The organism is Microbacterium proteolyticum (genome assembly GCF_030818075.1).
Classification (GTDB): Bacteria; Actinomycetota; Actinomycetes; order Actinomycetales; family Microbacteriaceae; genus Microbacterium; species Microbacterium proteolyticum_A.
The window spans coordinates 81,119-103,753 of record NZ_JAUSZZ010000001.1; the positions used below are offsets into that span (position 1 = coordinate 81,119).

36 protein-coding genes are annotated in these 22,635 nt (G+C 66.8%); all 36 read right to left on the reverse strand.

Annotated features, from left to right (window positions below; genetic code table 11):
- Positions 1-858 (reverse strand): tRNA pseudouridine(38-40) synthase TruA, encoded by an 858-nt coding sequence (gene truA / locus QE392_RS00420; protein ID WP_307446322.1) that lies wholly within the window; start codon positions 856-858, stop codon positions 1-3.
- A gap of 88 nt (positions 859-946) precedes the next feature.
- The gene (gene rplQ / locus QE392_RS00425; RefSeq protein WP_307446325.1) at positions 947-1,507 is read right to left on the reverse strand and encodes a 50S ribosomal protein L17; all 561 of its coding nucleotides are present in this window, start codon (positions 1,505-1,507) and stop codon (positions 947-949) included.
- Between the two features lie 43 nt (positions 1,508-1,550).
- A complete protein-coding gene (locus QE392_RS00430) occupies positions 1,551-2,540 on the reverse strand; it encodes a DNA-directed RNA polymerase subunit alpha (protein WP_058230893.1) in 990 nt (329 codons plus the stop codon).
- A gap of 176 nt (positions 2,541-2,716) precedes the next feature.
- Positions 2,717-3,115, reverse strand: coding sequence for a 30S ribosomal protein S11 (gene rpsK, locus QE392_RS00435; protein ID WP_013583990.1), 399 nt, complete (start codon positions 3,113-3,115; stop codon positions 2,717-2,719).
- Between the two features lie 36 nt (positions 3,116-3,151).
- Positions 3,152-3,526: a 30S ribosomal protein S13 gene (gene rpsM, locus QE392_RS00440; RefSeq protein WP_076673723.1), complete on the reverse strand. Its 375-nt coding sequence runs from the start codon at positions 3,524-3,526 to the stop codon at positions 3,152-3,154.
- Between the two features lie 146 nt (positions 3,527-3,672).
- Positions 3,673-3,789, reverse strand: a complete 117-nt coding sequence (gene rpmJ, locus QE392_RS00445) for a 50S ribosomal protein L36 (protein WP_005050492.1) — start codon at positions 3,787-3,789, stop codon at positions 3,673-3,675.
- A gap of 58 nt (positions 3,790-3,847) precedes the next feature.
- Positions 3,848-4,069, reverse strand: a complete 222-nt coding sequence (infA, locus tag QE392_RS00450) for a translation initiation factor IF-1 (RefSeq protein ID WP_013583992.1) — start codon at positions 4,067-4,069, stop codon at positions 3,848-3,850.
- A gap of 141 nt (positions 4,070-4,210) precedes the next feature.
- Positions 4,211-4,912, reverse strand: coding sequence for a DsbA family protein (locus tag QE392_RS00455; protein WP_307446330.1), 702 nt, complete (start codon positions 4,910-4,912; stop codon positions 4,211-4,213).
- The gene (gene map / locus QE392_RS00460) at positions 4,912-5,751 is read right to left on the reverse strand and encodes a type I methionyl aminopeptidase (protein WP_307446334.1); all 840 of its coding nucleotides are present in this window, start codon (positions 5,749-5,751) and stop codon (positions 4,912-4,914) included. The genes QE392_RS00455 and map overlap by 1 nt, the downstream gene beginning before the upstream one ends.
- A 1-nt stretch (position 5,752) precedes the next feature.
- Positions 5,753-6,349: an adenylate kinase gene (locus QE392_RS00465; RefSeq protein WP_307446337.1), complete on the reverse strand. Its 597-nt coding sequence runs from the start codon at positions 6,347-6,349 to the stop codon at positions 5,753-5,755.
- Positions 6,346-7,668: a preprotein translocase subunit SecY gene (gene secY / locus QE392_RS00470; RefSeq protein ID WP_307446340.1), complete on the reverse strand. Its 1,323-nt coding sequence runs from the start codon at positions 7,666-7,668 to the stop codon at positions 6,346-6,348. Before secY ends, QE392_RS00465 begins: the two co-directional genes overlap by 4 nt.
- A gap of 109 nt (positions 7,669-7,777) precedes the next feature.
- Positions 7,778-8,311 carry a 50S ribosomal protein L15 gene (gene rplO / locus QE392_RS00475; protein WP_307446343.1) on the reverse strand — a complete coding sequence of 178 codons (534 nt, stop codon included), beginning with the start codon at positions 8,309-8,311 and terminating at the stop codon, positions 7,778-7,780.
- Positions 8,311-8,496: a 50S ribosomal protein L30 gene (gene rpmD / locus QE392_RS00480; RefSeq protein WP_013583998.1), complete on the reverse strand. Its 186-nt coding sequence runs from the start codon at positions 8,494-8,496 to the stop codon at positions 8,311-8,313. Before rpmD ends, rplO begins: the two co-directional genes overlap by 1 nt.
- On the reverse strand, positions 8,496-9,176 hold the full coding sequence (gene rpsE / locus QE392_RS00485; protein ID WP_373426424.1) for a 30S ribosomal protein S5: 681 nt from the start codon (positions 9,174-9,176) through the stop codon (positions 8,496-8,498). The genes rpmD and rpsE overlap by 1 nt, the downstream gene beginning before the upstream one ends.
- Positions 9,173-9,532, reverse strand: coding sequence for a 50S ribosomal protein L18 (gene rplR / locus QE392_RS00490; RefSeq protein ID WP_043361012.1), 360 nt, complete (start codon positions 9,530-9,532; stop codon positions 9,173-9,175). The genes rpsE and rplR overlap by 4 nt, the downstream gene beginning before the upstream one ends.
- 2 nt (positions 9,533-9,534) lie before the next feature.
- Entirely contained in the window at positions 9,535-10,071 is a 537-nt protein-coding gene (rplF, locus tag QE392_RS00495; protein WP_058623966.1) for a 50S ribosomal protein L6, read from the reverse strand.
- Between the two features lie 7 nt (positions 10,072-10,078).
- A complete protein-coding gene (rpsH, locus tag QE392_RS00500; protein WP_307446349.1) occupies positions 10,079-10,477 on the reverse strand; it encodes a 30S ribosomal protein S8 in 399 nt (132 codons plus the stop codon).
- A gap of 92 nt (positions 10,478-10,569) precedes the next feature.
- Positions 10,570-11,160, reverse strand: a complete 591-nt coding sequence (gene rplE, locus QE392_RS00505; protein ID WP_307333097.1) for a 50S ribosomal protein L5 — start codon at positions 11,158-11,160, stop codon at positions 10,570-10,572.
- Between the two features lie 2 nt (positions 11,161-11,162).
- A complete protein-coding gene (gene rplX, locus QE392_RS00510) occupies positions 11,163-11,522 on the reverse strand; it encodes a 50S ribosomal protein L24 (protein ID WP_077049576.1) in 360 nt (119 codons plus the stop codon).
- Between the two features lie 2 nt (positions 11,523-11,524).
- The gene (rplN, locus tag QE392_RS00515) at positions 11,525-11,893 is read right to left on the reverse strand and encodes a 50S ribosomal protein L14 (RefSeq protein ID WP_013584005.1); all 369 of its coding nucleotides are present in this window, start codon (positions 11,891-11,893) and stop codon (positions 11,525-11,527) included.
- A 35-nt stretch (positions 11,894-11,928) separates the two neighbouring features.
- Positions 11,929-12,255 (reverse strand): 30S ribosomal protein S17, encoded by a 327-nt coding sequence (rpsQ, locus tag QE392_RS00520; protein WP_058596244.1) that lies wholly within the window; start codon positions 12,253-12,255, stop codon positions 11,929-11,931.
- Positions 12,255-12,569 carry a 50S ribosomal protein L29 gene (rpmC, locus tag QE392_RS00525; RefSeq protein ID WP_058623969.1) on the reverse strand — a complete coding sequence of 105 codons (315 nt, stop codon included), beginning with the start codon at positions 12,567-12,569 and terminating at the stop codon, positions 12,255-12,257. The genes rpsQ and rpmC overlap by 1 nt, the downstream gene beginning before the upstream one ends.
- On the reverse strand, positions 12,569-12,988 hold the full coding sequence (gene rplP / locus QE392_RS00530) for a 50S ribosomal protein L16 (RefSeq protein ID WP_077049577.1): 420 nt from the start codon (positions 12,986-12,988) through the stop codon (positions 12,569-12,571). The genes rpmC and rplP overlap by 1 nt, the downstream gene beginning before the upstream one ends.
- Positions 12,988-13,746, reverse strand: coding sequence for a 30S ribosomal protein S3 (gene rpsC / locus QE392_RS00535; protein ID WP_058230882.1), 759 nt, complete (start codon positions 13,744-13,746; stop codon positions 12,988-12,990). The genes rplP and rpsC overlap by 1 nt, the downstream gene beginning before the upstream one ends.
- On the reverse strand, positions 13,746-14,144 hold the full coding sequence (gene rplV / locus QE392_RS00540; protein WP_013584010.1) for a 50S ribosomal protein L22: 399 nt from the start codon (positions 14,142-14,144) through the stop codon (positions 13,746-13,748). Before rplV ends, rpsC begins: the two co-directional genes overlap by 1 nt.
- Before the next feature lie 22 nt (positions 14,145-14,166).
- Positions 14,167-14,448 (reverse strand): 30S ribosomal protein S19, encoded by a 282-nt coding sequence (gene rpsS, locus QE392_RS00545; RefSeq protein ID WP_013584011.1) that lies wholly within the window; start codon positions 14,446-14,448, stop codon positions 14,167-14,169.
- Positions 14,449-14,460: 12 nt separating this feature from the next.
- Positions 14,461-15,300 (reverse strand): 50S ribosomal protein L2, encoded by an 840-nt coding sequence (rplB, locus tag QE392_RS00550; protein ID WP_013584012.1) that lies wholly within the window; start codon positions 15,298-15,300, stop codon positions 14,461-14,463.
- Between the two features lie 24 nt (positions 15,301-15,324).
- Positions 15,325-15,624 carry a 50S ribosomal protein L23 gene (gene rplW, locus QE392_RS00555; protein ID WP_144829723.1) on the reverse strand — a complete coding sequence of 100 codons (300 nt, stop codon included), beginning with the start codon at positions 15,622-15,624 and terminating at the stop codon, positions 15,325-15,327.
- Positions 15,621-16,283: a 50S ribosomal protein L4 gene (gene rplD, locus QE392_RS00560; RefSeq protein WP_307446362.1), complete on the reverse strand. Its 663-nt coding sequence runs from the start codon at positions 16,281-16,283 to the stop codon at positions 15,621-15,623. Before rplD ends, rplW begins: the two co-directional genes overlap by 4 nt.
- 2 nt (positions 16,284-16,285) lie before the next feature.
- On the reverse strand, positions 16,286-16,945 hold the full coding sequence (gene rplC / locus QE392_RS00565; protein WP_307446365.1) for a 50S ribosomal protein L3: 660 nt from the start codon (positions 16,943-16,945) through the stop codon (positions 16,286-16,288).
- Between the two features lie 8 nt (positions 16,946-16,953).
- Positions 16,954-17,262: a 30S ribosomal protein S10 gene (gene rpsJ / locus QE392_RS00570; protein ID WP_013584016.1), complete on the reverse strand. Its 309-nt coding sequence runs from the start codon at positions 17,260-17,262 to the stop codon at positions 16,954-16,956.
- A 438-nt stretch (positions 17,263-17,700) separates the two neighbouring features.
- Positions 17,701-17,919 carry a hypothetical protein gene (locus QE392_RS00575; RefSeq protein WP_307446368.1) on the reverse strand — a complete coding sequence of 73 codons (219 nt, stop codon included), beginning with the start codon at positions 17,917-17,919 and terminating at the stop codon, positions 17,701-17,703.
- A 148-nt stretch (positions 17,920-18,067) separates the two neighbouring features.
- Entirely contained in the window at positions 18,068-19,261 is a 1,194-nt protein-coding gene (gene tuf, locus QE392_RS00580; protein WP_307446371.1) for an elongation factor Tu, read from the reverse strand.
- A 160-nt stretch (positions 19,262-19,421) separates the two neighbouring features.
- Positions 19,422-21,536, reverse strand: coding sequence for an elongation factor G (fusA, locus tag QE392_RS00585; protein ID WP_307333110.1), 2,115 nt, complete (start codon positions 21,534-21,536; stop codon positions 19,422-19,424).
- 87 nt (positions 21,537-21,623) lie between these two features.
- Complete coding sequence (gene rpsG / locus QE392_RS00590) at positions 21,624-22,094, reverse strand: 30S ribosomal protein S7 (RefSeq protein WP_013584050.1); 471 nt, start codon at positions 22,092-22,094, stop codon at positions 21,624-21,626.
- Positions 22,095-22,099: 5 nt separating this feature from the next.
- Entirely contained in the window at positions 22,100-22,468 is a 369-nt protein-coding gene (rpsL, locus tag QE392_RS00595) for a 30S ribosomal protein S12 (protein ID WP_013584051.1), read from the reverse strand.
- Positions 22,469-22,635 lie beyond the last annotated feature (167 nt).

The following is a 22,635-nucleotide window of genomic DNA, read 5'->3' on the forward strand; positions in this document are numbered from 1 at the left end:
TCAGGATGCCGGGTCGTCGGCATCCCGCCGATTGCGCGTCTGCTGCGCACGCGCCGCCAGCAGGTCGTCGGCCGGGTAGCCGACCTCGGCGAGGACGAGGCCCCGCGCGGCCAGCACCTTCGTCTCGGGGATCCGCAGGCGGGCATCGCGGATGGCCACCACGTCGTCGATGGCGATGCGTCCCTCCCCCACGGCGACGCACGCACCGACCAGCGCGCGGACCATGCTGTGGCAGAAGGCGTCGGCGCGCACGTTGGCGACCAGAACACCGTCCTCGCCGCGACGCCAGTCGTATTCGAGCAGGGTGCGGATCGTGGTCGCCTCCTCGCGCGCCTTGCAGTAGGCGGCGAAGTCGTGCAGGCCGATGAGGCGCGAGGCGGCGGCATCCATCGCCTCGAGGTCGAGCGTGCTCCGCAGGGACGTGGTGCGCAGCCGGTCGAGGGGGTCGTAGCCGGTGGTCGCGTCGGCGAGCCGGTAGGAGTAGCGGCGCCACACGGCCGAGAAGCGGGCGTCGAACCCCTCCGGTGCCCGTGCGGTCCGGCGCACGGTCACGTCGGGGTACAGACCCAAGACGCCCCGCATCCTGCCTGCGAGAGCGGCCACGGCGTCCGTCTCGTCGTCGTCACGGCGACGCCGCGGCAAGCGCGCGATCTGATCCTCGTCGAGGTCGAGATGAGCGACCTGTCCCGACGCGTGCACACCGGCGTCGGTGCGACCGGCGACCACCAGTCGCGGCGTCCCTCCGACGATGCGCGCGAGCGCCGCCTCCAGCTCCCCCTGCACCGTCCGCAGTCCCGGTTGACGGGCCCAACCTCGGAAGTGGGTGCCGTCGTAGGCGATGTCGAGGCGGATACGCACCCCACCAGCCTACGAGCGCGTCGCCGCCCGGGAACGACGATGCCCCCATCCGGAACCGGATGGGGGCATCGTGCGCGGTGAGCAGGGCTCAGGCCTTGGCGTCGTCCGTGACGGCGTCCTCGGCAGCCGCCTCGGCGGCGGCGCCCTCCTCGGGCGACTCGGCGCCGGCGTCGGCGGCCTCGTCGGGGGTGTTCTCCTCGGCGGGGGCCTCGTCGGCGACGGGCTCCTCGGCGGCCGGGGCGGCCGCGGCGGCGGGAGCCGCAGCGGACGCGCTCGACGCCTTCTTGGCGACGGGCTCGAGCACGAGCTCGATCACGGCCATCGGGGCGTTGTCGCCCTTGCGGTTCCCGACCTTGGTGATGCGGGTGTAGCCGCCGTCACGCTCGGCCACCAGGGGCGCGATCTCGGTGAAGAGGGTGTGCACGACCTCCTTGTCGCCGATCACGCTCAGCACGCGACGACGCGCGTGCAGGTCGCCGCGCTTGGCGAAGGTGATGAGGCGCTCGGCGAGCGGACGCAGGCGCTTGGCTTTGGTCTCGGTCGTCTTGATGGACTTGTGCGTGTACAGCGCTGCGGCGAGGTTGGCGAGAAGCAGACGCTCGTGGGCCGGGCCGCCTCCGAGGCGGGGACCCTTCGTGGGCTTGGGCATGTCGTGTTACTCCAGTGGAAGGTGCGGTCGGGTCCGACCGGGGTCAGACGGTCTCTTCGTCGTAGCCGCTGTAGAACTGGGCGCCGTCGAAACCGGGCACCGAGTCCTTGAGCGACAGGCCGAGGGAGGTGAGCTTGTCGCGCACCTCGTCGACCGACTTCTGACCGAAGTTGCGGATGTTCATCAGCTGCGTCTCGGAGAGGGCGACCAGCTCCGAAACGGTGTTGATGCCCTCGCGCTTGAGGCAGTTGTACGAGCGGACCGACAGATCGAGGTCTTCGATCGGCATCGACAGCTCGTTCGAGAGGACGGTCTCGACCGGCGCGGGGCCGATCTCGATGCCCTCGGCCTCGACGTTCAGCTCGCGGGCGAGGCCGAACAGCTCGGTGAGGGTGCGTCCGGCCGAGGCGACGGCATCGCGCGGGGCGATGGATGCCTTGGACTCGACGTCGAGGACGAGCTTGTCGAAGTCGGTGCGCTCACCGGCACGGGTGGCGTCGACGCGGTAGCTGACCTTGAGCACCGGCGAGTAGATCGAGTCGATCGGGATCTGACCGGCCTCGGCGTACTCGTTGCGGTTCTGCGTGGCCGAGACGTAGCCGCGGCCGCGCTCGATCGTCAGCTCGAGCTCGAACTTGGCGGTGTCGTTGAGCGTGGCGATGACCAGCTCGGGGTTGTGCACCTCGACGCCGGCGGGAGCGGAGATGTCGGCGGCGGTGACCTCACCGGCGCCGGTCTTGCGCAGGTACGCCGTGATGGGCTCGTCGCGCTCGCTCGAGACGACCAGCTGCTTGATGTTCAGGATGATCTCGGTGACGTCTTCCTTCACGCCCGGGATGGTGCTGAACTCGTGCAGGACGCCGTCGATGCGGATGCTCGTGACGGCCGCGCCGGGGATCGACGACAGGAGGCTGCGACGCAGCGCGTTGCCGATCGTGTAACCGAAGCCGGGCTCCAGCGGCTCGATGACGAAACGGCTGCGGAACTCCCCGATCTTCTCCTCGGTCAGAGTGGGACGCTGTGCGATGAGCACTATGTGTTCCTTTCGATCACGTGCCCGCTATATGACACGTGTAATGGGGTGAGGTGTTGAGTTGTACTCGCGGGACGCCGCGTCACCTGAGCGGTGCGGTGCGGCATCCGGAAGTCTTCTTCGCGCGGGAGCGCGGCGTTCCCGGGGAGCGAAGGTGCTCCCCGGGAACGGACGCGTCAGACGCGGCGACGCTTGGGCGGACGGCAGCCGTTGTGGGCCTGCGGCGTCACGTCCTGGATCGAGCCGACCTCGAGGCCGGCCGCGGTCAGCGAGCGGATCGCGGTCTCACGACCCGAACCCGGACCCTTGACGAAGACGTCGACCTTCTTGACGCCGTGCTCCTGAGCCTGGCGAGCGGCCGACTCCGCGGCCATACCGGCGGCGTACGGCGTCGACTTGCGCGAGCCCTTGAACCCGACACCGCCGGACGAAGCCCAGCTGATGACGGCACCCGAGGGGTCGGTGATCGAAACGATGGTGTTGTTGAACGTCGACTTGATGTGGGCCTGACCCACGGCGATGTTCTTCTTCTCCTTGCGGCGCGGCTTGCGCGCGGCGGACTTGGCCTGTGCCATGTGCGTTCTCCTGAATCCTGACGCTCAGCCCGCGGCTTAGCGCGCCTTCTTCTTGCCGGCGACGGTGCGCTTGGGGCCCTTGCGGGTGCGCGCGTTCGTCTTCGTGCGCTGACCGCGCACCGGGAGGCCGCGGCGGTGGCGCAGGCCCTCGTAGGAGCCGATCTCGACCTTGCGGCGGATGTCGGCGGCGACCTCGCGACGGAGGTCACCCTCCACCTTGTAGGTGCCTTCGATGTGGTCGCGCAGCGCGACCAGCTGGTCGTCGGTGAGGTCCTTGACGCGGATCTCCTGGCTGATGCCGGTCGCGTTCAGGATCTCGACGGAGCGGGTGCGACCCACGCCGTAGATGTAGGTAAGTGCGATCACCACGCGCTTGTCGCGCGGGATGTCGACGCCGGCGAGACGTGCCATGCGGCTCTCCTCAGAGTGTCGTGGAGGTGTGGAGCAGGATCGGTGCTCGGGCCTCCGACCCGAGGTGTCCCCCGGCCGCTTCCGCGGACGGGATCTGATCCTGCCGATGTGTATTCAGTTGGAAAGGTTGTGCGAACTGGAAGAGATCAGCCCTGGCGCTGCTTGTGGCGCGGGTTGCTCTTGCAGATCACCATCACGCGCCCGTGACGACGAATCACCTTGCAGTGGTCGCAGATGGGCTTGACGGAGGGGTTGACCTTCATGATGTTCCTGTTTCGCTGTCTTCGAATCGCCGGGGCGGTCGTTACTTCTCGGCCGGACTCAGCGGTAGCGGTAGACGATACGACCGCGGGTGAGGTCGTACGGGCTCAGTTCGACGACGACGCGGTCCTCGGGGATGATGCGGATGTAGTTCTGTCGCATCTTGCCCGAGATGGTGGCGAGCACCTTGTGACCGTTGGTCAGTTCGACACGGAACATCGCGTTGGGCAGTGCCTCGGACACCGTGCCCTCGATCTCGATGACACCGTCTTTCTTCGCCATAAACTCGCTCACGCTCAGTTGCAGACCGGCCGGTCTGCGGTGGATGGGGTTTCGGTGCCTCGACACGCCAAGGAAGGCGCAACGCACCAAAGATCAAGCATACGTGGTAATGCCCGCCCAGGCAACTCGCCGGGAGTGTCGTCACCCGTTCAGGCGGTCGACGATGTCCTTCTGCGGGTCGCCCGTCAGGTCGGGCTTGTTGGTCAGGGTGGTGCCGTTCACGACGATCGTCGGTGTGGCGATACCCGTGGCGCCCTCCTGCAGAGGCGTCTTGGCCGTCATCGCCGTCACGAAGCGGGTGTACGTGCCGTCCTCGATGCAGGTCGCCACGGCATCCGATGCCCCGACCGAAGTCGCGACCGAGGCGAGGGTGGCGTCGTCGAGTCCCGCCGTGTTCTCCTTGGGCTGTTGCGCGTACAGCGCCTTCACGAACGCCGACACGTTGGCGGGGTCGTCGACCGCGACGCAGTAGGCGGCGTTCGCCGCACGCGTCGAGTACTGCGTCCCCTGCGAGAGGCGGTCGAGGATGGCGATCGGGTGGATGTTGAGGGTGATGGTTCCCTCGTCGACCAACTGCTGCAGCGTCGGCCCGTAGGCCTGCTCGAAGGAGTTGCACACGGGGCACATGAAGTCCACGTAGGTGTCGACGGTCTGCGCTCCCGACCCCACCGCGATGGCGCCGGTCGCGGTGTCGACCGCCGACGACTCCGGGAGCGTCCCGGGAGACGTCGCCTGGCTGTTGGCGAACCAGACCACCCCGCCCACGATGAGGACGACGACGAGCACGGCCGCCGTCACCCCGAACGCGAACCAGTTTGTGGACTTCCGTGCGGCAGCCATCATCAGTCGATCTCCTTCGGCACCACGCCGAACGGCGCGAGCTTCTCGGCACCGCCGTCGTGAGCGGTGAGCACCCAGATGCCCCCATCATGCACGGCGACGCTATGTTCCCAGTGGGAGCCGGCCGTGCCGTCGACACTCGACACGGTCCAACCGTCGTCCTCGACGAACGTCGCCTGGTCTCCGATCACGACCATCGGCTCGATCGCCACGGCGAGTCCGGGGCGGACGTCGGCGCCGCGCTCCGGGGTGGCGTAGTTGAAGATGCTCGGCGACTCGTGCATCTTCCGCCCGATCCCGTGCCCGACGTAGTCGCGCAGGATGCCGTACCCGCCCTCGGGTGCGTGCGTCTGGATATACTGCTCGATCGCCGCGCCCACTTCACCCAGGTGGGTTGCGCGGCTCAGGGCGGCGATACCGGCCCACAGCGACCCCTCGGTCACCTCCGACAGACGTCGGCGGGGCGCGACCACCTCTTCCGGGGCGTCACCCGGAACGATCACGGTGAACGCCGAGTCGCCGTTCCACCCTCGGAACTCCGCCCCCGCGTCGATCGACAGGATGTCCCCGGCCTCCAACGGACGATCGTTCGGGATGCCGTGGACCACCTGCTCGTTGACCGACGCGCAGATGGTGTGGCGGTAGCCCCGGACCATCTGGAAGTTCGACACGGCACCACGCGAGGTGATCAGAGCGGATGCCGCGGCGTCGAGCTCGAGGGTCGTGATCCCCGGCTCGACCAGGGCCCGGACGGCATCCAACGCATCGGCGGTGATCAGACCGGGCTCGATCATCGACCGCAGGTGCGCGGGCTTCTTGTAGACGGAGGAACGCAGACCCACGTCACGCAGCCGGCGACGCGAGGAGGCCGCGTGCCTCGAGGGCCGCGAAGATCCGGGCGGTCACCTCGTCGAGGCTGCCGACGCCGTCGATACGGTCGACGATCCCGCGGGTGCCGTACACGTCGAGGATCGGCGACGTCTCACGCTCGTAGATGCCCAGGCGGGTGGCGATGGCCTCTTCGGTGTCGTCGGAACGCCCCTGCTCGACCGCGCGGGCCGTGAGACGCGAGATCGACTCCTCGCGCGGCACGATGAGGGCGATGACGGCATCGAGCGACTCGTCGCGACCCTCGAGGAACTCGTCGAGGTGCATGACCTGCGCGAGATTGCGCGGGTAGCCGTCGAGGAGGAAGCCCTCCGCCGCGTCGGACTGCGCGAGACGGTCGCGCACGACGGCGCTCGTGAGCTCGTCGGGGACGAGGTCGCCCCCGTCGATGATGGCCTTCACCTGCTGGCCCAACTCGGTGCCCTCGGCGACGTTCGCGCGGAAGACGTCGCCCGTGGAGATCACCGGGATGCCGAGCGCCTCGCCGACGCGGACGCCCTGCGTGCCCTTGCCCGATCCCTGGGGCCCGACGATCAGAAGACGCGCGGTCATCGCAGCAACCCTTCGTAGTGACGCTGCTGGAGCTGAGCGTCGATCTGCTTCACGGTCTCGAGGCCGACACCGACGATGATGAGGATGGAGGCGCCACCGAACGGGAAGTTCTGGTTGGCACCCACGGTCGCCAGCGCGACCAGCGGCAGCAGCGCGATGAGACCGAGGTAGATGGACCCGGGCAGCGTGATGCGCGTCAGCACGTAGTCGAGGTACTCGGCTGTCGGCCGGCCCGCGCGGATGCCGGGGATGAACCCGCCGTACTTCTTCATGTTGTCGGCGACGTCGACCGGGTTGAACGTGATCGCGACGTAGAAGTACGCGAACCCGATGATGAGCAGGAAGTAGATCAGCATGTACAGCGGGTGGTCGCCGCGCGTGAGGTACTGCGAGATCCAGGTGACCCACGGCGCCGGCTCCTGGCCGGGCTGCGGCTGGTTGAACTGCGCGATGAGGGCGGGGATATACAGCAGCGACGAGGCGAAGATGACGGGTACCACGCCGGCCATGTTGACCTTGATCGGGATGTAGGTGTTGGTCCCGCCGTAGGTGCGGCGGCCGACCATGCGCTTGGCGTACTGCACGGGGATGCGCCGCTGAGACTGCTCGACGAACACCACGAGGGCCACGATCACGATGCTGACGGCCAGGACGAGGAGGAAGACCTCGACACCGCGGGCGTTCAGGATCGACAGCATGGCGCCGGGGAAGGTGGCGGCGATCGAGGTGAAGATGAGGATGGACATGCCGTTGCCCACGCCGCGCTCCGTGACGAGCTCGGCGAACCACATGACCAGACCCGTGCCGGCGGTCATGGTGATGATCATGAGCAGCTGCGCCCACCAGATGTCGTTCGTGAGCAGCTGCTGGCACTCGGGGACGCCGGCCGAGCCGAAGAGCTGGCCCGAACGCGCCACCGTCACGAGGGTCGTCGACTGCAGCAGTGCAAGCGCGATCGTGAGGTAGCGGGTGTACTGCGTGAGCTTGGCCTGGCCCGCCTGGCCCTCTTTGTAGAGGGTCTCGAAGTGCGGGATGACGACGCGGAGCAGCTGCACGATGATCGTCGCCGTGATGTACGGCATGACGCCGAGAGCGAAGATCGACAGCTGCAGCAACGCGCCGCCCGAGAAGAGGTTCACCAGGGACAGCAGCCCCTCGGTACCGCCGGACTGGGCCAGACACTGCTGGACGTTGGGGAAGTCGACGAAGGGCGTCGGCACATGCGCACCCAGCCGGTACAGGGCGATGATGCCCAGCGTGAAGGCGATCTTCCGCCTCAAGTCGGGCGTGCGGAATACCCGCGCGATGGCGCTGAACAAGGGAGGATCCTCCAGAACGATCTCGGCGCACAGCGGGGCGCGCACCGAATCAGCCTAATGCAGAAGGGGCCGACGGCCCTCAGGCCGCCGGCCCCTTCTGGGTCGGGCGTCAGTTGACGGAACCGCCGGCGGCGACGATCTTCTGCTCGGCGGAGCCGGAGACCTTGTCGACGGAGACGGTCAGCGCGACCGAGATGTCGCCGGTGCCGAGCACCTTGACCTTCTCGTTCTTGCGCACAGCGCCCTTGGCCACGAGGTCGGCGACGGTCACGTCGCCACCCTGGGGGTAGAGCTCGCCGAGCTTGTCCAGGTTCACGACCTGGTACTCGACACGGAACGGGTTCTTGAAGCCGCGGAGCTTCGGGGTGCGCATGTGCAGCGGCATCTGCCCACCCTCGAAGCCGACCTTGACCTGGTAACGGGCCTTGGTTCCCTTGGTACCGCGACCGGCCGTCTTACCCTTCGAGCCCTCACCGCGACCGACACGGGTCTTCGCGGTGCGAGCGCCGGGGACGGGACGCAGGTGGTGGACCTTGAGCACGCCGGGGCGCGCCGCGGGGGCTTCCTTCTTCTCGGCCGTCTTGGCGGCCGATGCCTTCTTCGGGGCGTCGACCGTCGCGGTCTCGTCCTTCTTGGCAGCCATTAGTCGATCTCCTCAACCTTGACGAGGTGGGCGACGGTCTTGACGTAGCCGCGCGTCTGCGCGTCGTCGGGACGGACGACCGAGTCGCCGATCCGCTTGAGACCGAGCGAGCGCAGCGTGTCACGCTGGTTCTGCTTCTCGCTCACCTTGGACTTGATCTGCGTGACCTTCAGACGCTCGGCCATCAGGCACCTACCTTCTGAGCGGCGGCCTCGGCGCGCACGAGGCGGGCCGGGGCGACCTGGTCGAACTCCAGTCCGCGGCGGGCGGCCACGGCGCGGGGCTCCTCGAGCGCCTTCAGCGCCTCGACGGTCGCGTGCACGATGTTGATCGTGTTCGACGAGCCGAGCGACTTCGACAGGACGTCGTGGATGCCGGCGCACTCGAGAACGGCACGGACGGGGCCACCGGCGATAACACCGGTACCGGCGGCGGCGGGGCGCAGGAGCACCACACCGGCAGCGGCCTCACCCTGGACGGGGTGCGGGATGGTCGAGCCCGAGCGGGGAACGCGGAAGAAGTTGCGCTTGGCCTCTTCGACACCCTTCGAGATGGCGAGGGGGACTTCGCGGGCCTTGCCGTAGCCGACACCCACCACGCCGTTGCCGTCACCGACGACAACGAGTGCGGTGAAGCTGAAGCGACGACCACCCTTGACGACCTTCGACACGCGGTTGATCGTCACGACGCGCTCGAGGAACTGGCTCTCGTTGCGGTCGCGCGAACCACGGTCACGCTGGTTGGTGTTGCGCTCGCGACCACCGCGACGCGGCTCGCGCTCACGCTCGGCGGGCGCCGTGGCCGCAGCCGCACCCTCAGCCGGGGCAGTCTGGTCGGTCACTTCGGTCTCCTTGTTGTCACTCACAGGTTCAGCCCTCCTTCGCGAGCTCCGTCGGCGATCGCGGCGACGCGGCCGGCGTAGCGGTTTCCGCCACGGTCGAACACGACGTCGGACACGCCCACGGCCTTGGCACGCTCGGCGACGAGCTCGCCGACCTTGCGGGCCTTGGCGGTCTTGTCACCGTCGAAGCCGCGCAGGTCGGTCTCGAGGGTGGAAGCGGAGGCCACGGTGTGGCCCTTGCTGTCGTCCACGACCTGGACGAACACGTGGCGCGCGGAGCGCGTCACGACGAGACGGGGGCGCAGCTCGGTGCCCACGACCTTCTTGCGAAGACGCGCGTGGCGACGAGCACGAGCGACGGACTTTGTCTTGACAGCCATGGTCACTTACCACTCTTTCCGGCCTTGCGGCGGACGACCTCGCCCGCGTACCGCACACCCTTGCCCTTGTAGGGCTCGGGCTTGCGGATCTTGCGGATGTTGGCTGCGGCCTCGCCGACGGCCTGCTTGTCGATGCCGCTCACGGTGAGCTTGTTGTTGCCTTCGACCGTGAGGGTGATGCCCGCGGGCGGGTCGATCAGGACGGGGTGCGAGAACCCGAGAGCGAACTCGACGGAGCTGCCCTTCTGGGCGACGCGGTAACCCGTGCCGACGACCTCGAGGCCCTTGGTGTAGCCCTGGGTGACACCGATGATGTTGTTGTTGATGAGCGTGCGGGTCAGGCCGTGGAGCGACCGCGACTCGCGCTCGTCGTCGGGGCGGGTGACGAGAACCTGGTTCTCCTCGACCGAAACCTCGAGGGGCTGCGCGACGGTGAGCGCGAGCTCGCCCTTCGGGCCCTTGACGGAGACCTCCCGGCCGTTCACCGAAACGGTGACGCCGGCGGGGATGTCGATGGGAAGACGTCCGATACGCGACATTCTCAGATCACCACACGTAGGCGAGGACTTCCCCGCCGACGCCCTTCTGCTCGGCCTGACGGTCGGTGAGGAGACCGGAGGAGGTGGACAGGATGGCGACGCCGAGCCCGCCGAGGACCGTGGGGACCTCGGTCGACTTCGCGTACACGCGGAGGCCGGGCTTGGAGACGCGCTTGATGCCGGCGATCGACCGCTCGCGGTTCGGGCCGTACTTCAGGGTCAGGTTGAGGGTCTGGCCGACGCGCGCGTCCTCGACGCTCCAGTCGGCGATGTAACCCTCCTGCTTGAGGATGGCGGCGATGGTGGTCTTGAGCTTGGAGCTCGGCATCGACACGGAGTCGTGGTGCGCCGAGTTCGCGTTGCGCAGACGGGTCAGCATGTCTGCGACCGGGTCTGTCATCGTCATGTGTTGCTTCTTTCTTTCATGAGGTTTCGGCTGCCGTTACGCGACAGCCGACCTTCGATGAGGGGCCCCCGGGAACCCGGGGGCCCGAGGGGTCAGGCCTGCGCGTCGGCCGACTGGAAGGGGAAGCCGAGCTGGCGGAGCAGCGAGCGACCCTCGTCGTCGGTCTTGGCGGTGGTGACGATGGTGATGTCGAAACCACGCACGCGGTCGATGCGGTCCTGGTCGATCTCGTGGAACACGGACTGCTCCTGGAGACCGAAGGTGTAGTTGCCGTTGCCGTCGAACTGCTTGGCCGACAGACCGCGGAAGTCGCGGATGCGGGGCAGAGCGAGGTTGACGAGACGGTCCACGAACTCCCACGCGCGGTCGCCACGCAGGGTGACGTGCGCGCCGATGGCCTGGCCCTCGCGCAGCTTGAACTGCGCGATGGACTTGCGGGCCTTCGTGACGATGGGCTTCTGGCCCGTGATCTTGGTGAGGTCGTCGACCGCGCCATCGATCACCTTGCTGTCGCGAGCCGCCTCGCCGACACCGGTGTTCACGACGACCTTGACCAGGCCGGGGATCTGCATGACGTTCGCGTAGCCGAACTCCTCCTGCAGGGCCTTCTTGATCTCGGTGTTGTACTTCTGCTTCAGGCGGGGCTGGATCTTGCCAGCCACCGCGGCAGTGTCGGTGCTCATGTTCAGAGGTCCTTGCCGCTCTTCTTCGCGAAGCGCACGCGGACGGTGCGCTTGACGCCGTCCTTCACCTGCTCCTCGACACGGTGGCCGACGCGGGTCGGCTTCTTGGTCGAGGGGTCGACGATCGCGACGTTCGAGATGTGGATCGGGGCTTCGAACGTCTCGATGCCGCCGGTCTTGGTGCCGCGCTGGGACTGGCCCACGCGGTTGTGCTTGGTGACGTAGTTGACGCCCTCGACGATGACGCGGTTCTGCTCGGTGAGGACCTCGAGGACCTTACCCTGCTTGCCGCGATCGCCGCCCTTGTCCTGCTTCTTGCCCGAGATGACCTGGACCAGGTCACCCTTCTTGATTTTCGCCATGATCAGATGACCTCCGGGGCGAGCGAGACGATCTTCATGAACTTCTTGTCGCGAAGCTCACGGCCGACCGGTCCGAAGATACGGGTGCCGCGGGGCTCCCCGTCGTTCTTCAGGATCACGGCGGCGTTCTCGTCGAACTTGATGTACGAGCCGTCGGGACGACGGGTCTGCTTGACGACACGGACGACGACGGCCTTGACCACGTCGCCCTTCTTGACGTTTCCACCCGGGATCGCGTCCTTGACCGTGGCGACGATGACGTCGCCCAGGCCGGCGTAGCGGCGGTTGGAGCCGCCGAGCACGCGGATGGTGAGCAGCTCCTTGGCGCCGGTGTTGTCGGCGACCTTCAGCCGGGATTCGTTCTGAATCACTGTTTACTCCTTGGGTTCCAAGCGAGCCGCGAGGCTTACTTGGCCTTCTCGAGGATCTCGACCAGGCGCCAGCGCTTGGTGGCGCTCAGCGGACGGGTCTCGTTGATGACGACGAGGTCGCCGATGCCCGCCGAGTTGGTCTCGTCGTGCGCCTTGACCTTGGAGGTGCGGCGGATGACCTTGCCGTAGAGCGGGTGCTTCACGCGGTCCTCGACCTCGACGACGATCGTCTTGTCCATCTTGTCGCTGACGACGTAACCACGACGCGCCTTGCGGTAACCGCGGGCGTTCTCGTCACGGACGTCGTGCTCGGCGTGCTCGTGGCCGGCGACCTGCGCCTCGGCCTTCTTCGCGGTAGCCATTACTCCGCCTCTTCCTTCGCGGCGTCGTCAGCGGCATCCGCCTTCTTCGCCTTGCTCTTCTTCGCCTTCGCCGGAGCCTCGACCGGAGCCGGGGTGGCGCGGATGCCGAGCTCGCGCTCACGGATCACCGTGTACAGACGCGCGATGTCGCGCTTGACTGCACGGATGCGGCCGTGGCTCTCGAGCTGGCCGGTGGCCGACTGGAAGCGCAGGTTGAACAGCTCTTCCTTGGCCTTGCGCAGCTCCTCCACGAGGCGCTGGTCTTCGAACGTGTCGAGCTCGCTCGGGGCGAGCTGCTTGGTGCCGATCGCCATTACGCGTCGCCCTCCTCGCGCTTGATGATGCGTGCCTTCAGCGGCAGCTTGTGGATGGCTCGGGTCAGTGCTTCACGAGCGAGTTCCTCGTTGACACCGGCGACCTCGAAGAGGACGCGACCCGGCTTGACGTTGGCAACCCACCACTCGGGGGAACCCTTACCGGAACCCATGCGGGTTTCGGCCGGCTTCTTGGTGAGCGGACGGTCGGGGTAGATGTTGATCCACACCTTTCCACCACGCTTGATGTGACGGGTCATCGCGATACGAGCGGACTCGATCTGACGGTTGGTCACGTAGGCGGGGGTCAGAGCCTGGATGCCGAACTCACCGAACGACACCTGGGTGCCGCCGGTGGCCTGGCCCGAGCGACCGGGGTGGTGCTGCTTGCGGTACTTGACCTTGCGGGGGATGAGCATTACGCCGACGCTCCTTCTGCCACGGGGGCCTCGTTGCGCGGGCCACGGCGACGGTCGCCACCACGGTCGTCACGACCGCGCGACTTGGGCGCGTTGGCCTGCTCGCGGGCGAGCTCCTTGTTGGTGAGGTCGCCCTTGTAGATCCAGACCTTCACGCCGATGCGGCCGAAGGTCGTCTTGGCCTCGTAGAAGCCGTAGTCGATGTTCGCGCGGAGCGTGTGCAGGGGCACACGGCCTTCGCGGTAGAACTCGGAGCGGCTCATCTCGGCGCCGCCGAGACGACCGGACACCTGGATGCGGACACCCTTGGCGCCGGCGCGCTGCGCGCCCTGCAGACCCTTGCGCATCGCGCGACGGAACGCCACGCGGGCCGACAGCTGCTCGGCCACACCCTGCGCGACCAGCTGAGCGTCGGCCTCGGGGTTCTTGACCTCGAGGATGTTCAGCTGGATCTGCTTGCCGGTGAGCTTCTCGAGGTCGGCGCGGATGCGCTCGGCCTCGGCGCCGCGGCGACCGATCACGATGCCCGGACGGGCGGTGTGGATGTCGACGCGGACGCGGTCACGCGTGCGCTCGATCTCGATGTTGCTGACACCGGCGCGGTCGAGCGACGTGGTCAGCAGGCGACGGATCTTGATGTCCTCGGCGAGGTAGTCGGCGTAACGCTGACCGGGCTTCGTCGAGTCCGAGAACCACCGCGACACGTGGTCGGTGGTGATGCCGAGGCGGAAGCCGTACGGGTTGACCTTCTGTCCCATTACTTGCTCGCCTTCTTGTTGGCGCGAGCCGGGGCCGCCTCAGCGGTCTCGGGCGTCGCGAGCACGACCGTGATGTGGCTCGTGCGCTTCTTGATCTGGAAGGCGCGACCCTGAGCGCGGGGCTGGAAACGCTTGAGCGTCGTGCCCTCGTCGACGTACGCGTTCTTCACGTACAGGTCGGCGTCATCCAGGTATTCGTTCGTCTTGTCGGCGGTCACGCGAGCGTTCGCGATGGCCGAGGCGACGAGCTTGTAGATCGGCTCGCTCGCGCCCTGGGGCGCGAACTTCAGGATGGCGAGGGCCTCTTCGGCCTGCTTGCCCTTGATGAGCGCGACGACACGACGAGCCTTCTGAGGGGTCACGCGGATGTGTCGCACACGTGCGATGGACTCCACCATTTCTCTCTCCTCCTCGGTCGCCTTAGCGGCGACGGCCCTTCTTGTCGTCCTTCACGTGGCCGCGGAAGGTGCGGGTGGGCGAGAACTCGCCCAGCTTGTGGCCGACCATGGTCTCGGTCACGAACACAGGGATGTGCTTGCGACCGTCGTGCACGGCGATGGTGTGTCCCAGCATGGCGGGGATGATCATCGAACGGCGCGACCAGGTCTTGATGACGTTCTTCGAACCGGCTTCGTTCTGCGAGACGACCTTGCGAAGCAGGTGCTCGTCGACGAAGGGGCCCTTCTTAAGGCTGCGAGGCATCTTCCTCTACTCCTACTTGCGCTTCTTGCCGGCGGTGCGACGGCGGACGATGAGCTTGTCGCTCTCCTTGTTCGCGTGGCGGGTGCGGCCCTCGGCCTTGCCCCACGGCGAAACAGGGTGGCGACCACCGGAGGTCTTACCCTCACCACCACCGTGCGGGTGGTCGACCGGGTTCATGGCGACACCACGCACGGTCGGGCGGACGCCCTTCCAGCGCATGCGGCCGGCCTTGCCCCAGTTGATGTTCGACTGCTCGGCGTTGCCGACCTCGCCGATCGTCGCGCGGCAGCGCACGTCGACGTTGCGGATCTCGCCCGAGGGCAGACGCAGCTGCGCGTAGGGACCGTCCTTGGCGACCAGACGCACCGAGGCGCCGGCCGAACGGGCCATCTTCGCACCGCCGCCGGGACGCAGCTCGATCGCGTGGATCACGGTACCGGTGGGGATGTTGCGCAGCGGCAGGTTGTTGCCGGGCTTGATGTCGGCACCGGCGCCGGACTCGACGACGTCGCCCTGCGACAGCTTGGCCGGGGCCAGGATGTAGCGCTTCTCGCCGTCGGCGTAGTGCAGCAGCGCGATGCGCGCGGTGCGGTTGGGGTCGTACTCGATGTGCGCGACCTTGGCGTCGATGCCGTCCTTGTCGTTACGACGGAAGTCGATCAGACGGTACTGACGCTTGTGGCCACCACCGATGTGACGCGTGGTGATGCGGCCCTGGTTGTTGCGGCCACCGGTCTTCGACAGCGGGCGCAGCAGCGACTTCTCGGGCGTCGATCGGGTGATCTCGGCGAAGTCGGCCACCGACGAGCCGCGGCGACCGGGCGTCGTGGGCTTGTACTTGCGAATAGCCATTGTTCTTGTCCTCTATCCCGACCGTCAGCCGACAGACGTGAAGATGTCGATGGTGCCCGACTTCAGCGAGACGATGGCGCGCTTGGTGTCCTTGCGCTTGCCGATGCCGAAGCGGGTGCGACGGGCCTTGCCCACGCGGTTGATCGTGTTGACCGAGGCCACCTTGACGCCGAAGATCTTCTCGATGGCGAGCTTGATCTCGGTCTTCGACGAGCGGGGGTCCACCAGGAAGGTGTACTTGCCCTCGTCGATGAGCGAATAGCTCTTCTCGGAGACGACCGGCTTCAGGATGATGTCGCGCGGGTCCTTGTTGACGGCGGTCATGCCGAGACCTCCTCGGTGGCAGCGCTCTTCGACGCGACGAATGCGTCGTAGGCGGCCTTGGTGAAGACGATGTCGTCGGAGACGAGCACGTCGTAGGCGTTCAGCTGGCCGAAGGTCAGCACGTGGACGTACGCGAGGTTGCGCACGCTCTTGATGGTCAGCTCGTCATCGCGGTCGATGACCACGAGGACGTTCTTGACGGCACCCAGGGCGGTCAGCGCGGTCGCCGCGGCCTTGGTCGAGGGAGCGCCCTCGATGCCGAAGCTGTCGACGATGTGCAGACGCTGTCCACGAGCACGGTCGCTCAGCGCACCCAGCAGGGCGGCGGCGATCATCTTCTTGGGGGTGCGCTGGCCGTAGTCACGGGGCTTCGGGCCGTGGACGATGCCACCACCGGTCATGTGCGGCGCGCGGATCGAACCCTGACGGGCGTTACCCGTGCCCTTCTGCTTGAAGGGCTTGCGGCCGGCACCGGAGACCTCGCCACGACGCTTGGTCGAGTGCGTGCCCTGGCGAGCCGCGGCGCGCTGCGCCACGACGACCTGGTGGATGAGGGGGATGTTCGTCTTGACGTCGAAGAGGGCGGCGGGCAGCTCCACGGAGCCGGCCTTGTTGCCGTCGGCCTTCACGACGTCGAGCGCGAGAGTCGAGTCAGCCATGATCAGGCACCCTTCACTGCGTTGCGGACGTAGACGATGCGGCCACGAGCACCGGGGACGGCGCCCTTGACGAGCATCAGACCCTTCTCGGCGTCGACGGCGTGCACCGTGAGGTTGAGGACGGTCACGCGCTCGCCACCCATACGGCCGGCCATGCGCATGCCCTTGAAGACGCGGCTGGGGGTCGACGAGGCGCCGATCGAGCCGGGCTTCCGGTGGTTGCGGTGCGCACCGTGCGATGCCGAGACGCCCTTGAAGTTGTGGCGCTTCATGACACCGGCGGTGCCCTTGCCCTTGCTGGTGCCGACGACGTCGACCAGCTGGCCGGCCTCGAACAGGCCGTCGACGGTGAGCTCCTGGCCCAGCGAGTAGTCGGCGGCGTCCGCCGTGCGCACCTCGGTGAGGTGGCGGCGCGGGGTCACGCCTGCGGCGTCGAAGTGGGCCGTGAGGGGCTTGTTCACCTTGCGCGGGTCGATCTGGCCGTAGCCGATCTGCACGGCGTTGTAGCCGTCCTTCTCGACCGAGCGGAGCTGGGTCACGACGTTCGGGGCGACCTCGATGACGGTGACGGGAACGAGCTTGCCGTTCTCGTCCCACACCTGGGTCATGCCGAGCTTGGTGCCGAGGAGGCCCTTGGAGATCTTGGAGTTGATGTCAGCCATGTCGAACCTCAGAGCTTGATCTCGATGTTGACATCGGCCGGGAGGTCGAGACGCATCAGCGAGTCGACGGCCTTGGGCGTCGGGTCGATGATGTCGATGAGGCGCTTGTGGGTGCGCATCTCGAAGTGCTCGCGGCTGTCCTTGTACTTGTGGGGCGACCGGATGACGCACACGACGTTCTTCTCGGTCGGCAGGGGAACCGGGCCCACAACGGTGGCGCCGGCACGGGTCACGGTGTCGACGATCTTGCGCGCCGACGAATCGAGGCCGGCGTGATCGTACGACTTCAGGCGAATGCGGATCTTCTGTCCCGCCATTGTCTGCTCTCTCTCTTTCTCGCGTCTTACCCGACCTGGGGCATTGGACGCACGGTGGTGCTGATGCACCCTGGCACTTCCCCTCGCTCGCGCGAGAGATGCTGCACCGCTGTTCAGCTGTCAAACCGGAAGCCATGGCGTCCGGCCCGCCCCTCGCACGCACGCGTGCGAATCCCGTGAGGGATGAGGGGGTTCGGTGTGTGTTCTGCTGCCCGCGGCCCAGGACCCTGCGCTCGCGCGCCGCCTGTGCACTGCCGTGACAGTGATCCTGGCGCGCGCCGAGCGCACGCCGGAATGTGGAACTGGTCTAGTCTACGTACCCGTCGGGCGTGTCGCAAACCCGGGCGTGTCGCGTGCAGAGATTCTTCAGCAACGCCGCCCCGGCGGAACGCGACGGCGCCGCCCCCATCGGGAACGGCGCCGTCGCGTCGAAGCGATTCAGGAGTTGCCGAGGTTCTTGTCGATGTTCGCCCGGACCTCGTCGACCTTGGCGTGATGCTCGGCCGGTACGACCTTCTTGATGGCCTCGGACGCCCCATCGAGCACCTTGTCGCTGACCTCTTCGGCCTTCTCGCTCTTGAGCGCCTCCTCGATCTTGTCGCGGTTGTCGTCGAGGAGCTTCTTGCCCTTCGCGATGATGTCGTCCACGCCGCTCATTACGTCTCCTCACCGGGCCGACCACCGTGCCGGCCTCCCGGAACATCATGGTGGCGCGCCGCCGCCGGCGGAAGCCCCGGCATCCACCCCGGGAACGACGAAGGCCGGGCCCGAAGGCCCGGCCTTTGCCGAGTGAAGTCGAAGAGACTTACTTGATGATCTTGGTCACCGTGCCGGCGCCGACGGTGCGGCCACCCTCACGGATCGCGTAGCCGAGGCCCTCTTCCATGGCGATGGGCTGGATGAGCTCGACCGACATCTCGGTGGTGTCACCGGGCATGACCATCTCGGTGCCCTCGGGCAGCGTGATGACGCCGGTCACGTCCGTGGTGCGGAAGTAGAACTGCGGGCGGTAGTTCGTGAAGAACGGGTTGTGACGGCCGCCCTCTTCCTTGGACAGGATGTACGCCGTGCCCTCGAAGTTGGTGTGCGGGGTGACCGAACCGGGCTTCACGACGACCTGGCCGCGCTCGACGTCGTCACGCTTGGTGCCGCGCAGGAGCAGACCACAGTTCTCGCCGGCCCAGGCCTCGTCGAGCTGCTTGTGGAACATCTCGATACCGGTGACCGTGGTCTTCTGCGTCGGGCGGATGCCGACGATCTCGACCTCGGAGTTGATGCCGAGGGTACCGCGCTCGGCGCGGCCCGTGACGACCGTGCCACGACCGGTGATGGTGAAGACGTCCTCGATGGGCATGAGGAACGGCTTGTCCTTGTCACGCACCGGGTCGGGGATGGACTCGTCGACGGCCTCCATGAGCTCGACGATCGAGTTGACCCACTGCTCGTCACCCTCGAGAGCCTTCAGGCCCGAGACGCGCACGACGGGGGCGTTGTCGCCGTCGAAGTCCTGCGACGACAGCAGCTCGCGGACCTCGAGCTCGACGAGCTCCAGGATCTCCTCGTCGTCGACCATGTCGCTCTTGTTCAGGGCGACGAGCAGGTAGGGCACGCCGACCTGCTTGGCGAGCAGGACGTGCTCACGGGTCTGGGCCATCGGGCCGTCGGTCGCGGCGACCACGAGGATCGCGCCGTCCATCTGCGCGGCACCGGTGATCATGTTCTTGATGTAGTCGGCGTGGCCGGGCGCGTCGACGTGAGCGTAGTGACGCTTGGGGGTCTCGTACTCGACGTGCGAGATGTTGATCGTGATACCACGCTGACGCTCTTCCGGCGCCGAGTCGATCGACGCGAAGTCACGCTGAACGTTGGTGGCCGACGGGAACTTGTCGGCGAGCACCTTCGAGATGGCAGCGGTGAGCGTGGTCTTGCCGTGGTCGACGTGACCGATCGTTCCGATGTTCACGTGCGGCTTGGTCCGCTCGAACTTGGCCTTAGCCACTGGGTCCTCCTCAGGACGTTGGTTGCGAGGTTCCGGGCGCTGGATTGCGACCGGTTCTTCGCAGGGATGGTTCTCAGATTACTAGAGAGTCGATGTTCAGTTTGAGTGGATGCCGGGAACCCGGGCAGAAGCCGGGCGCCCGGCATCCACGAGAGCGGTGTTACTCGCCCTTGTTCTTCTGGATGATCTCGTCGGCCACGGCCTTCGGGACGTCGGCGTAGCTGTCGAACTCCATGGAGTAGACGGCGCGGCCCGAGGTCTTCGAGCGCAGGTCGCCGATGTAGCCGAACATCTCGGACAGCGGGACGTTCGCGCGGACGACCTTGACGCCGGCGGCGTCCTCCATCGACTGGATCTGGCCACGACGGGAGTTCAGGTCGCCGATGACGTCGCCCATGTACTCCTCGGGAGTACGCACCTCGACGGCCATGATCGGCTCGAGGATGGTGGGGTTGGCCTTGCGGACGGCCTCCTTGAAGCCCATGGAGCCGGCGATCTTGAACGCCATCTCCGAGGAGTCGACGTCGTGCGAGGCACCGTCGAGGAGGATCGCCTTGACGCCCACCATGGGGTAGCCGGCGAGCACGCCGACGTTCATGGCGTCCTGGAAGCCCTGGTCGGTCGGCGAGATGTACTCGCGCGGGATACGACCACCGGTGACCTTGTTCTCGAACTCGTAGGTCTTGTCGGCCGTGACCTCGAGGGGCTCGATCGCGAACTGGATCTTCGCGAACTGACCCGAACCACCGGTCTGCTTCTTGTGGGTGTAGTCGTGACGCTCGACCGACTTGCGGATGGTCTCGCGGTAGGCCACCTGGGGCTTTCCGACGTTGGCCTCGACCTTGAACTCGCGCTTCATGCGGTCGACCAGGATGTCGAGGTGGAGCTCGCCCATGCCCTTGATGACGGTCTGACCGGTCTCGGCGTTCTGCTCGACGCGGAACGTCGGGTCTTCTTCGGCGAGCTTCTGGATGGCGACACCCAGCTTCTCCTGGTCGGCCTTGGTCTTGGGCTCGATGGCGACCTCGATGACCGGCTCCGGGAAGGTCATCGACTCGAGCACGACCTGGTTGGCCGGGTCGCAGAGGGTGTCACCGGTGGTGGTGTCCTTCAGACCGATGACGGCGTAGATGTGACCGGCGGTGACCGAGTCGACCGGCATCTCCTTGTTGGCGTGCATCTGGAAGATCTTTCCGATGCGCTCCTTCTTGCCCTTGGTCGCGTTGACGACCTGGGCACCGGAGTCGAGGTGACCCGAGTACACGCGGATGTAGGTGAGGCGACCGAAGAACGGGTGCGTCACGATCTTGAACGCCAGGGCCGCGAAGGGCTCCTCACGGTCGGCGTGGCGCTCGATGACGACCTCTTCGTCCTTGGGGTCGTGCGCCTCGATGGCCGGCACGTCCAGGGGCGAGGGGAGGTAGTCCACGACCGCGTCGAGCATCGGCTGCACGCCGCGGTTCTTGAACGCCGAACCGCACAGCACGGGGTAGAGCTCGGAGTTGATCGTCATCTTGCGGATGGCGCCCTTGATCTCGGCGACCGTGAGCTCCTCACCGCCGAAGAACTTCTCGAGGAGGGCGTCGTCGGACTCGGCGACGGTCTCGAGCAGCTGCTGACGGTACTCGGCGGCCTTGTCGGCGAGGTCGGCCGGGATCTCCTGGATCTCGTACTTCGCGCCCATGGTCACGTCACCCTTGGCGTCACCGGGCCAGACCAGCGCGCGCATCTCGACGAGGTCGATGACGCCCACGAAGTCGTTCTCCGAGCCGATGGGCAGCTGGATGACCAGCGGCTTGGCCTTGAGGCGGTTGACGATGGTGTCGACCGTGAAGTAGAAGTCGGCACCCAGCTTGTCCATCTTGTTGACGAAGCAGATGCGGGGGACGTCGTACTTGTCGGCCTGACGCCACACGGTCTCGGACTGGGGCTCGACGCCCTCCTTGCCGTCGAAGACGGCGACGGCACCGTCGAGCACGCGGAGCGAGCGCTCGACCTCGACCGTGAAGTCGACGTGGCCGGGGGTGTCGATGATGTTGATCTGGTTCTTGTCCCAGAAGCAGGTGACGGCGGCGGAGGTGATCGTGATGCCACGCTCCTGCTCCTGCTCCATCCAGTCGGTGGTCGCGGCACCGTCGTGCGTCTCACCGATCTTGTGGTTGACGCCCGTGTAGAACAGGATGCGCTCGGTCGTCGTGGTCTTGCCGGCATCGATGTGCGCCATGATGCCGATGTTGCGGACCTTGTGAAGGTCGGTGAGCACGTCTTGTGCCACGGGTGTCTTCCTTACCTGTTGGGAGGTTGATGCCGGGCCCATCGGAGGGTCCGCGACCGGGGTGCGGCCACGGACCCTCCGCGGGTTTTACCAGCGGTAGTGCGCGAAGGCGCGGTTCGACTCGGCCATCTTGTGGGTGTCCTCGCGGCGCTTGACCGCGGCACCGAGGCCGTTCGAGGCGTCGAGGATCTCGTTCTGCAGACGCTCGGTCATCGTCTTCTCACGACGGCCCTTGGCGTAGCTGACGAGCCAGCGCAGCGCGAGCGTGTTCGCGCGGTGCGGCTTGACCTCGACGGGAACCTGGTAGGTCGAGCCACCGACACGGCGGCTCTTGACCTCAAGGGTGGGACGGACGTTGTCGAGCGCCTTCTTGAGCGTGGCGACGGCATCCTGGCTGTTCTTCGCCTCGACACCCTTGAGGGCGTCGTAGACGATCGACTCGGCGATGGACTTCTTGCCGTCGACGAGGATCTTGTTGACCAGCTGGGTGACGACGGGAGCGCCGTACACCGGGTCGTTGACGACGGGACGCTTCGGGGCGGGACCCTTACGAGGCATGGTTCTCAGCCCTTCTTCGCGCCGTAGCGGCTGCGAGCCTGCTTACGGTTCTTGACAGCCTGGGTGTCGAGCGCACCGCGGACGATCTTGTAACGGACACCGGGGAGGTCCTTCACACGACCACCGCGCACGAGCACGAGCGAGTGCTCCTGCAGGTTGTGGCCCTCACCGGGGATGTAGGCGGTGACCTCGGTCCCGTTGCGCAGCTTCACGCGAGCGACCTTGCGCATGGCCGAGTTCGGCTTCTTGGGGGTCGTGGTGTACACACGGGTGCACACGCCGGCCTGCTGGGGGTTCGACTTCAGCGCGGGAGCCTTGGTCTTCGAGACCTTCGGCGAGCGGCCCTTGCGAACCAACTGCTGAATGGTTGGCACGTTCTCTCCTTGATTGGCTGGGGGGGGTTCCTCTCGGTCCCACCCAGGTGCTGCACGGTGACAGCGGTCGTGTCTCCCCCGACACCTCGCTCATCTTGCGATTCGTGACGTGTCGGGCTCACGTGTGATCCACCGCGCGACAGAATGATCGGACGCGATTGTGGTGG

What these genes read in the sequence shown, in the direction of transcription:
- rplD (WP_307446362.1), bottom strand. Translation starts at nt 16,283, where the DNA reads ATGGCTGACTCGACTCTCGCGCTCGACGTCGTGAAGGCCGACGGCAAC.
- rpmD (WP_013583998.1), bottom strand. Translation starts at nt 8,496, where the DNA reads ATGGCCGAGCGTCTGAAGGTCACGCAGATCAAGTCCAAGGTGAGCGAG.
- rpsC (WP_058230882.1), bottom strand. Translation starts at nt 13,746, where the DNA reads ATGGGACAGAAGGTCAACCCGTACGGCTTCCGCCTCGGCATCACCACC.
- infA (WP_013583992.1), bottom strand. Translation starts at nt 4,069, where the DNA reads ATGGCGAAGAAAGACGGTGTCATCGAGATCGAGGGCACGGTGTCCGAG.
- rpmC (WP_058623969.1), bottom strand. Translation starts at nt 12,569, where the DNA reads ATGGCGATCGGCACCAAGCAGCTCGCCCCGAGCGAGCTCGACACGTTC.
- rpsH (WP_307446349.1), bottom strand. Translation starts at nt 10,477, where the DNA reads ATGACGATGACAGACCCGGTCGCAGACATGCTGACCCGTCTGCGCAAC.
- rplQ (WP_307446325.1), bottom strand. Translation starts at nt 1,507, where the DNA reads ATGCCCAAGCCCACGAAGGGTCCCCGCCTCGGAGGCGGCCCGGCCCAC.
- rpmJ (WP_005050492.1), bottom strand. Translation starts at nt 3,789, where the DNA reads ATGAAGGTCAACCCCTCCGTCAAGCCCATCTGCGACCACTGCAAGGTG.
- rplB (WP_013584012.1), bottom strand. Translation starts at nt 15,300, where the DNA reads ATGGCTATTCGCAAGTACAAGCCCACGACGCCCGGTCGCCGCGGCTCG.
- rplO (WP_307446343.1), bottom strand. Translation starts at nt 8,311, where the DNA reads ATGGCTGCCAAGAAGGACGAGACCGCGACGGTCGACGCCCCGAAGAAG.
- QE392_RS00575 (WP_307446368.1), bottom strand. Translation starts at nt 17,919, where the DNA reads ATGAGCGGCGTGGACGACATCATCGCGAAGGGCAAGAAGCTCCTCGAC.
- rplV (WP_013584010.1), bottom strand. Translation starts at nt 14,144, where the DNA reads ATGGTGGAGTCCATCGCACGTGTGCGACACATCCGCGTGACCCCTCAG.
- rplC (WP_307446365.1), bottom strand. Translation starts at nt 16,945, where the DNA reads ATGGCTGACATCAACTCCAAGATCTCCAAGGGCCTCCTCGGCACCAAG.
- rpsQ (WP_058596244.1), bottom strand. Translation starts at nt 12,255, where the DNA reads ATGGCTACCGCGAAGAAGGCCGAGGCGCAGGTCGCCGGCCACGAGCAC.
- rpsJ (WP_013584016.1), bottom strand. Translation starts at nt 17,262, where the DNA reads ATGGCGGGACAGAAGATCCGCATTCGCCTGAAGTCGTACGATCACGCC.
- rplW (WP_144829723.1), bottom strand. Translation starts at nt 15,624, where the DNA reads ATGACCGCCGTCAACAAGGACCCGCGCGACATCATCCTGAAGCCGGTC.
- QE392_RS00455 (WP_307446330.1), bottom strand. Translation starts at nt 4,912, where the DNA reads ATGATGGCTGCCGCACGGAAGTCCACAAACTGGTTCGCGTTCGGGGTG.
- rpsM (WP_076673723.1), bottom strand. Translation starts at nt 3,526, where the DNA reads ATGGCACGTCTCGCCGGCGTCGACATCCCGCGCGACAAGCGCGTGGTG.
- rplP (WP_077049577.1), bottom strand. Translation starts at nt 12,988, where the DNA reads ATGCTCATCCCCCGCAAGGTCAAGTACCGCAAGCAGCACCACCCCGGT.
- rplE (WP_307333097.1), bottom strand. Translation starts at nt 11,160, where the DNA reads ATGAGCACCGACACTGCCGCGGTGGCTGGCAAGATCCAGCCCCGCCTG.
- rpsG (WP_013584050.1), bottom strand. Translation starts at nt 22,094, where the DNA reads ATGCCTCGTAAGGGTCCCGCCCCGAAGCGTCCCGTCGTCAACGACCCG.
- rpsK (WP_013583990.1), bottom strand. Translation starts at nt 3,115, where the DNA reads ATGGCACAGGCCAAGTCCGCCGCGCGCAAGCCGCGCCGCAAGGAGAAG.
- rplX (WP_077049576.1), bottom strand. Translation starts at nt 11,522, where the DNA reads ATGGCGAAAATCAAGAAGGGTGACCTGGTCCAGGTCATCTCGGGCAAG.
- QE392_RS00465 (WP_307446337.1), bottom strand. Translation starts at nt 6,349, where the DNA reads ATGACCGCGCGTCTTCTGATCGTCGGGCCCCAGGGATCGGGCAAGGGC.
- rplR (WP_043361012.1), bottom strand. Translation starts at nt 9,532, where the DNA reads ATGGCTGTCAAGACAAAGTCCGTCGCTCGTGCTCGTCGCCACGCGCGT.
- rpsS (WP_013584011.1), bottom strand. Translation starts at nt 14,448, where the DNA reads ATGCCTCGCAGCCTTAAGAAGGGCCCCTTCGTCGACGAGCACCTGCTT.
- rplF (WP_058623966.1), bottom strand. Translation starts at nt 10,071, where the DNA reads ATGTCGCGTATCGGACGTCTTCCCATCGACATCCCCGCCGGCGTCACC.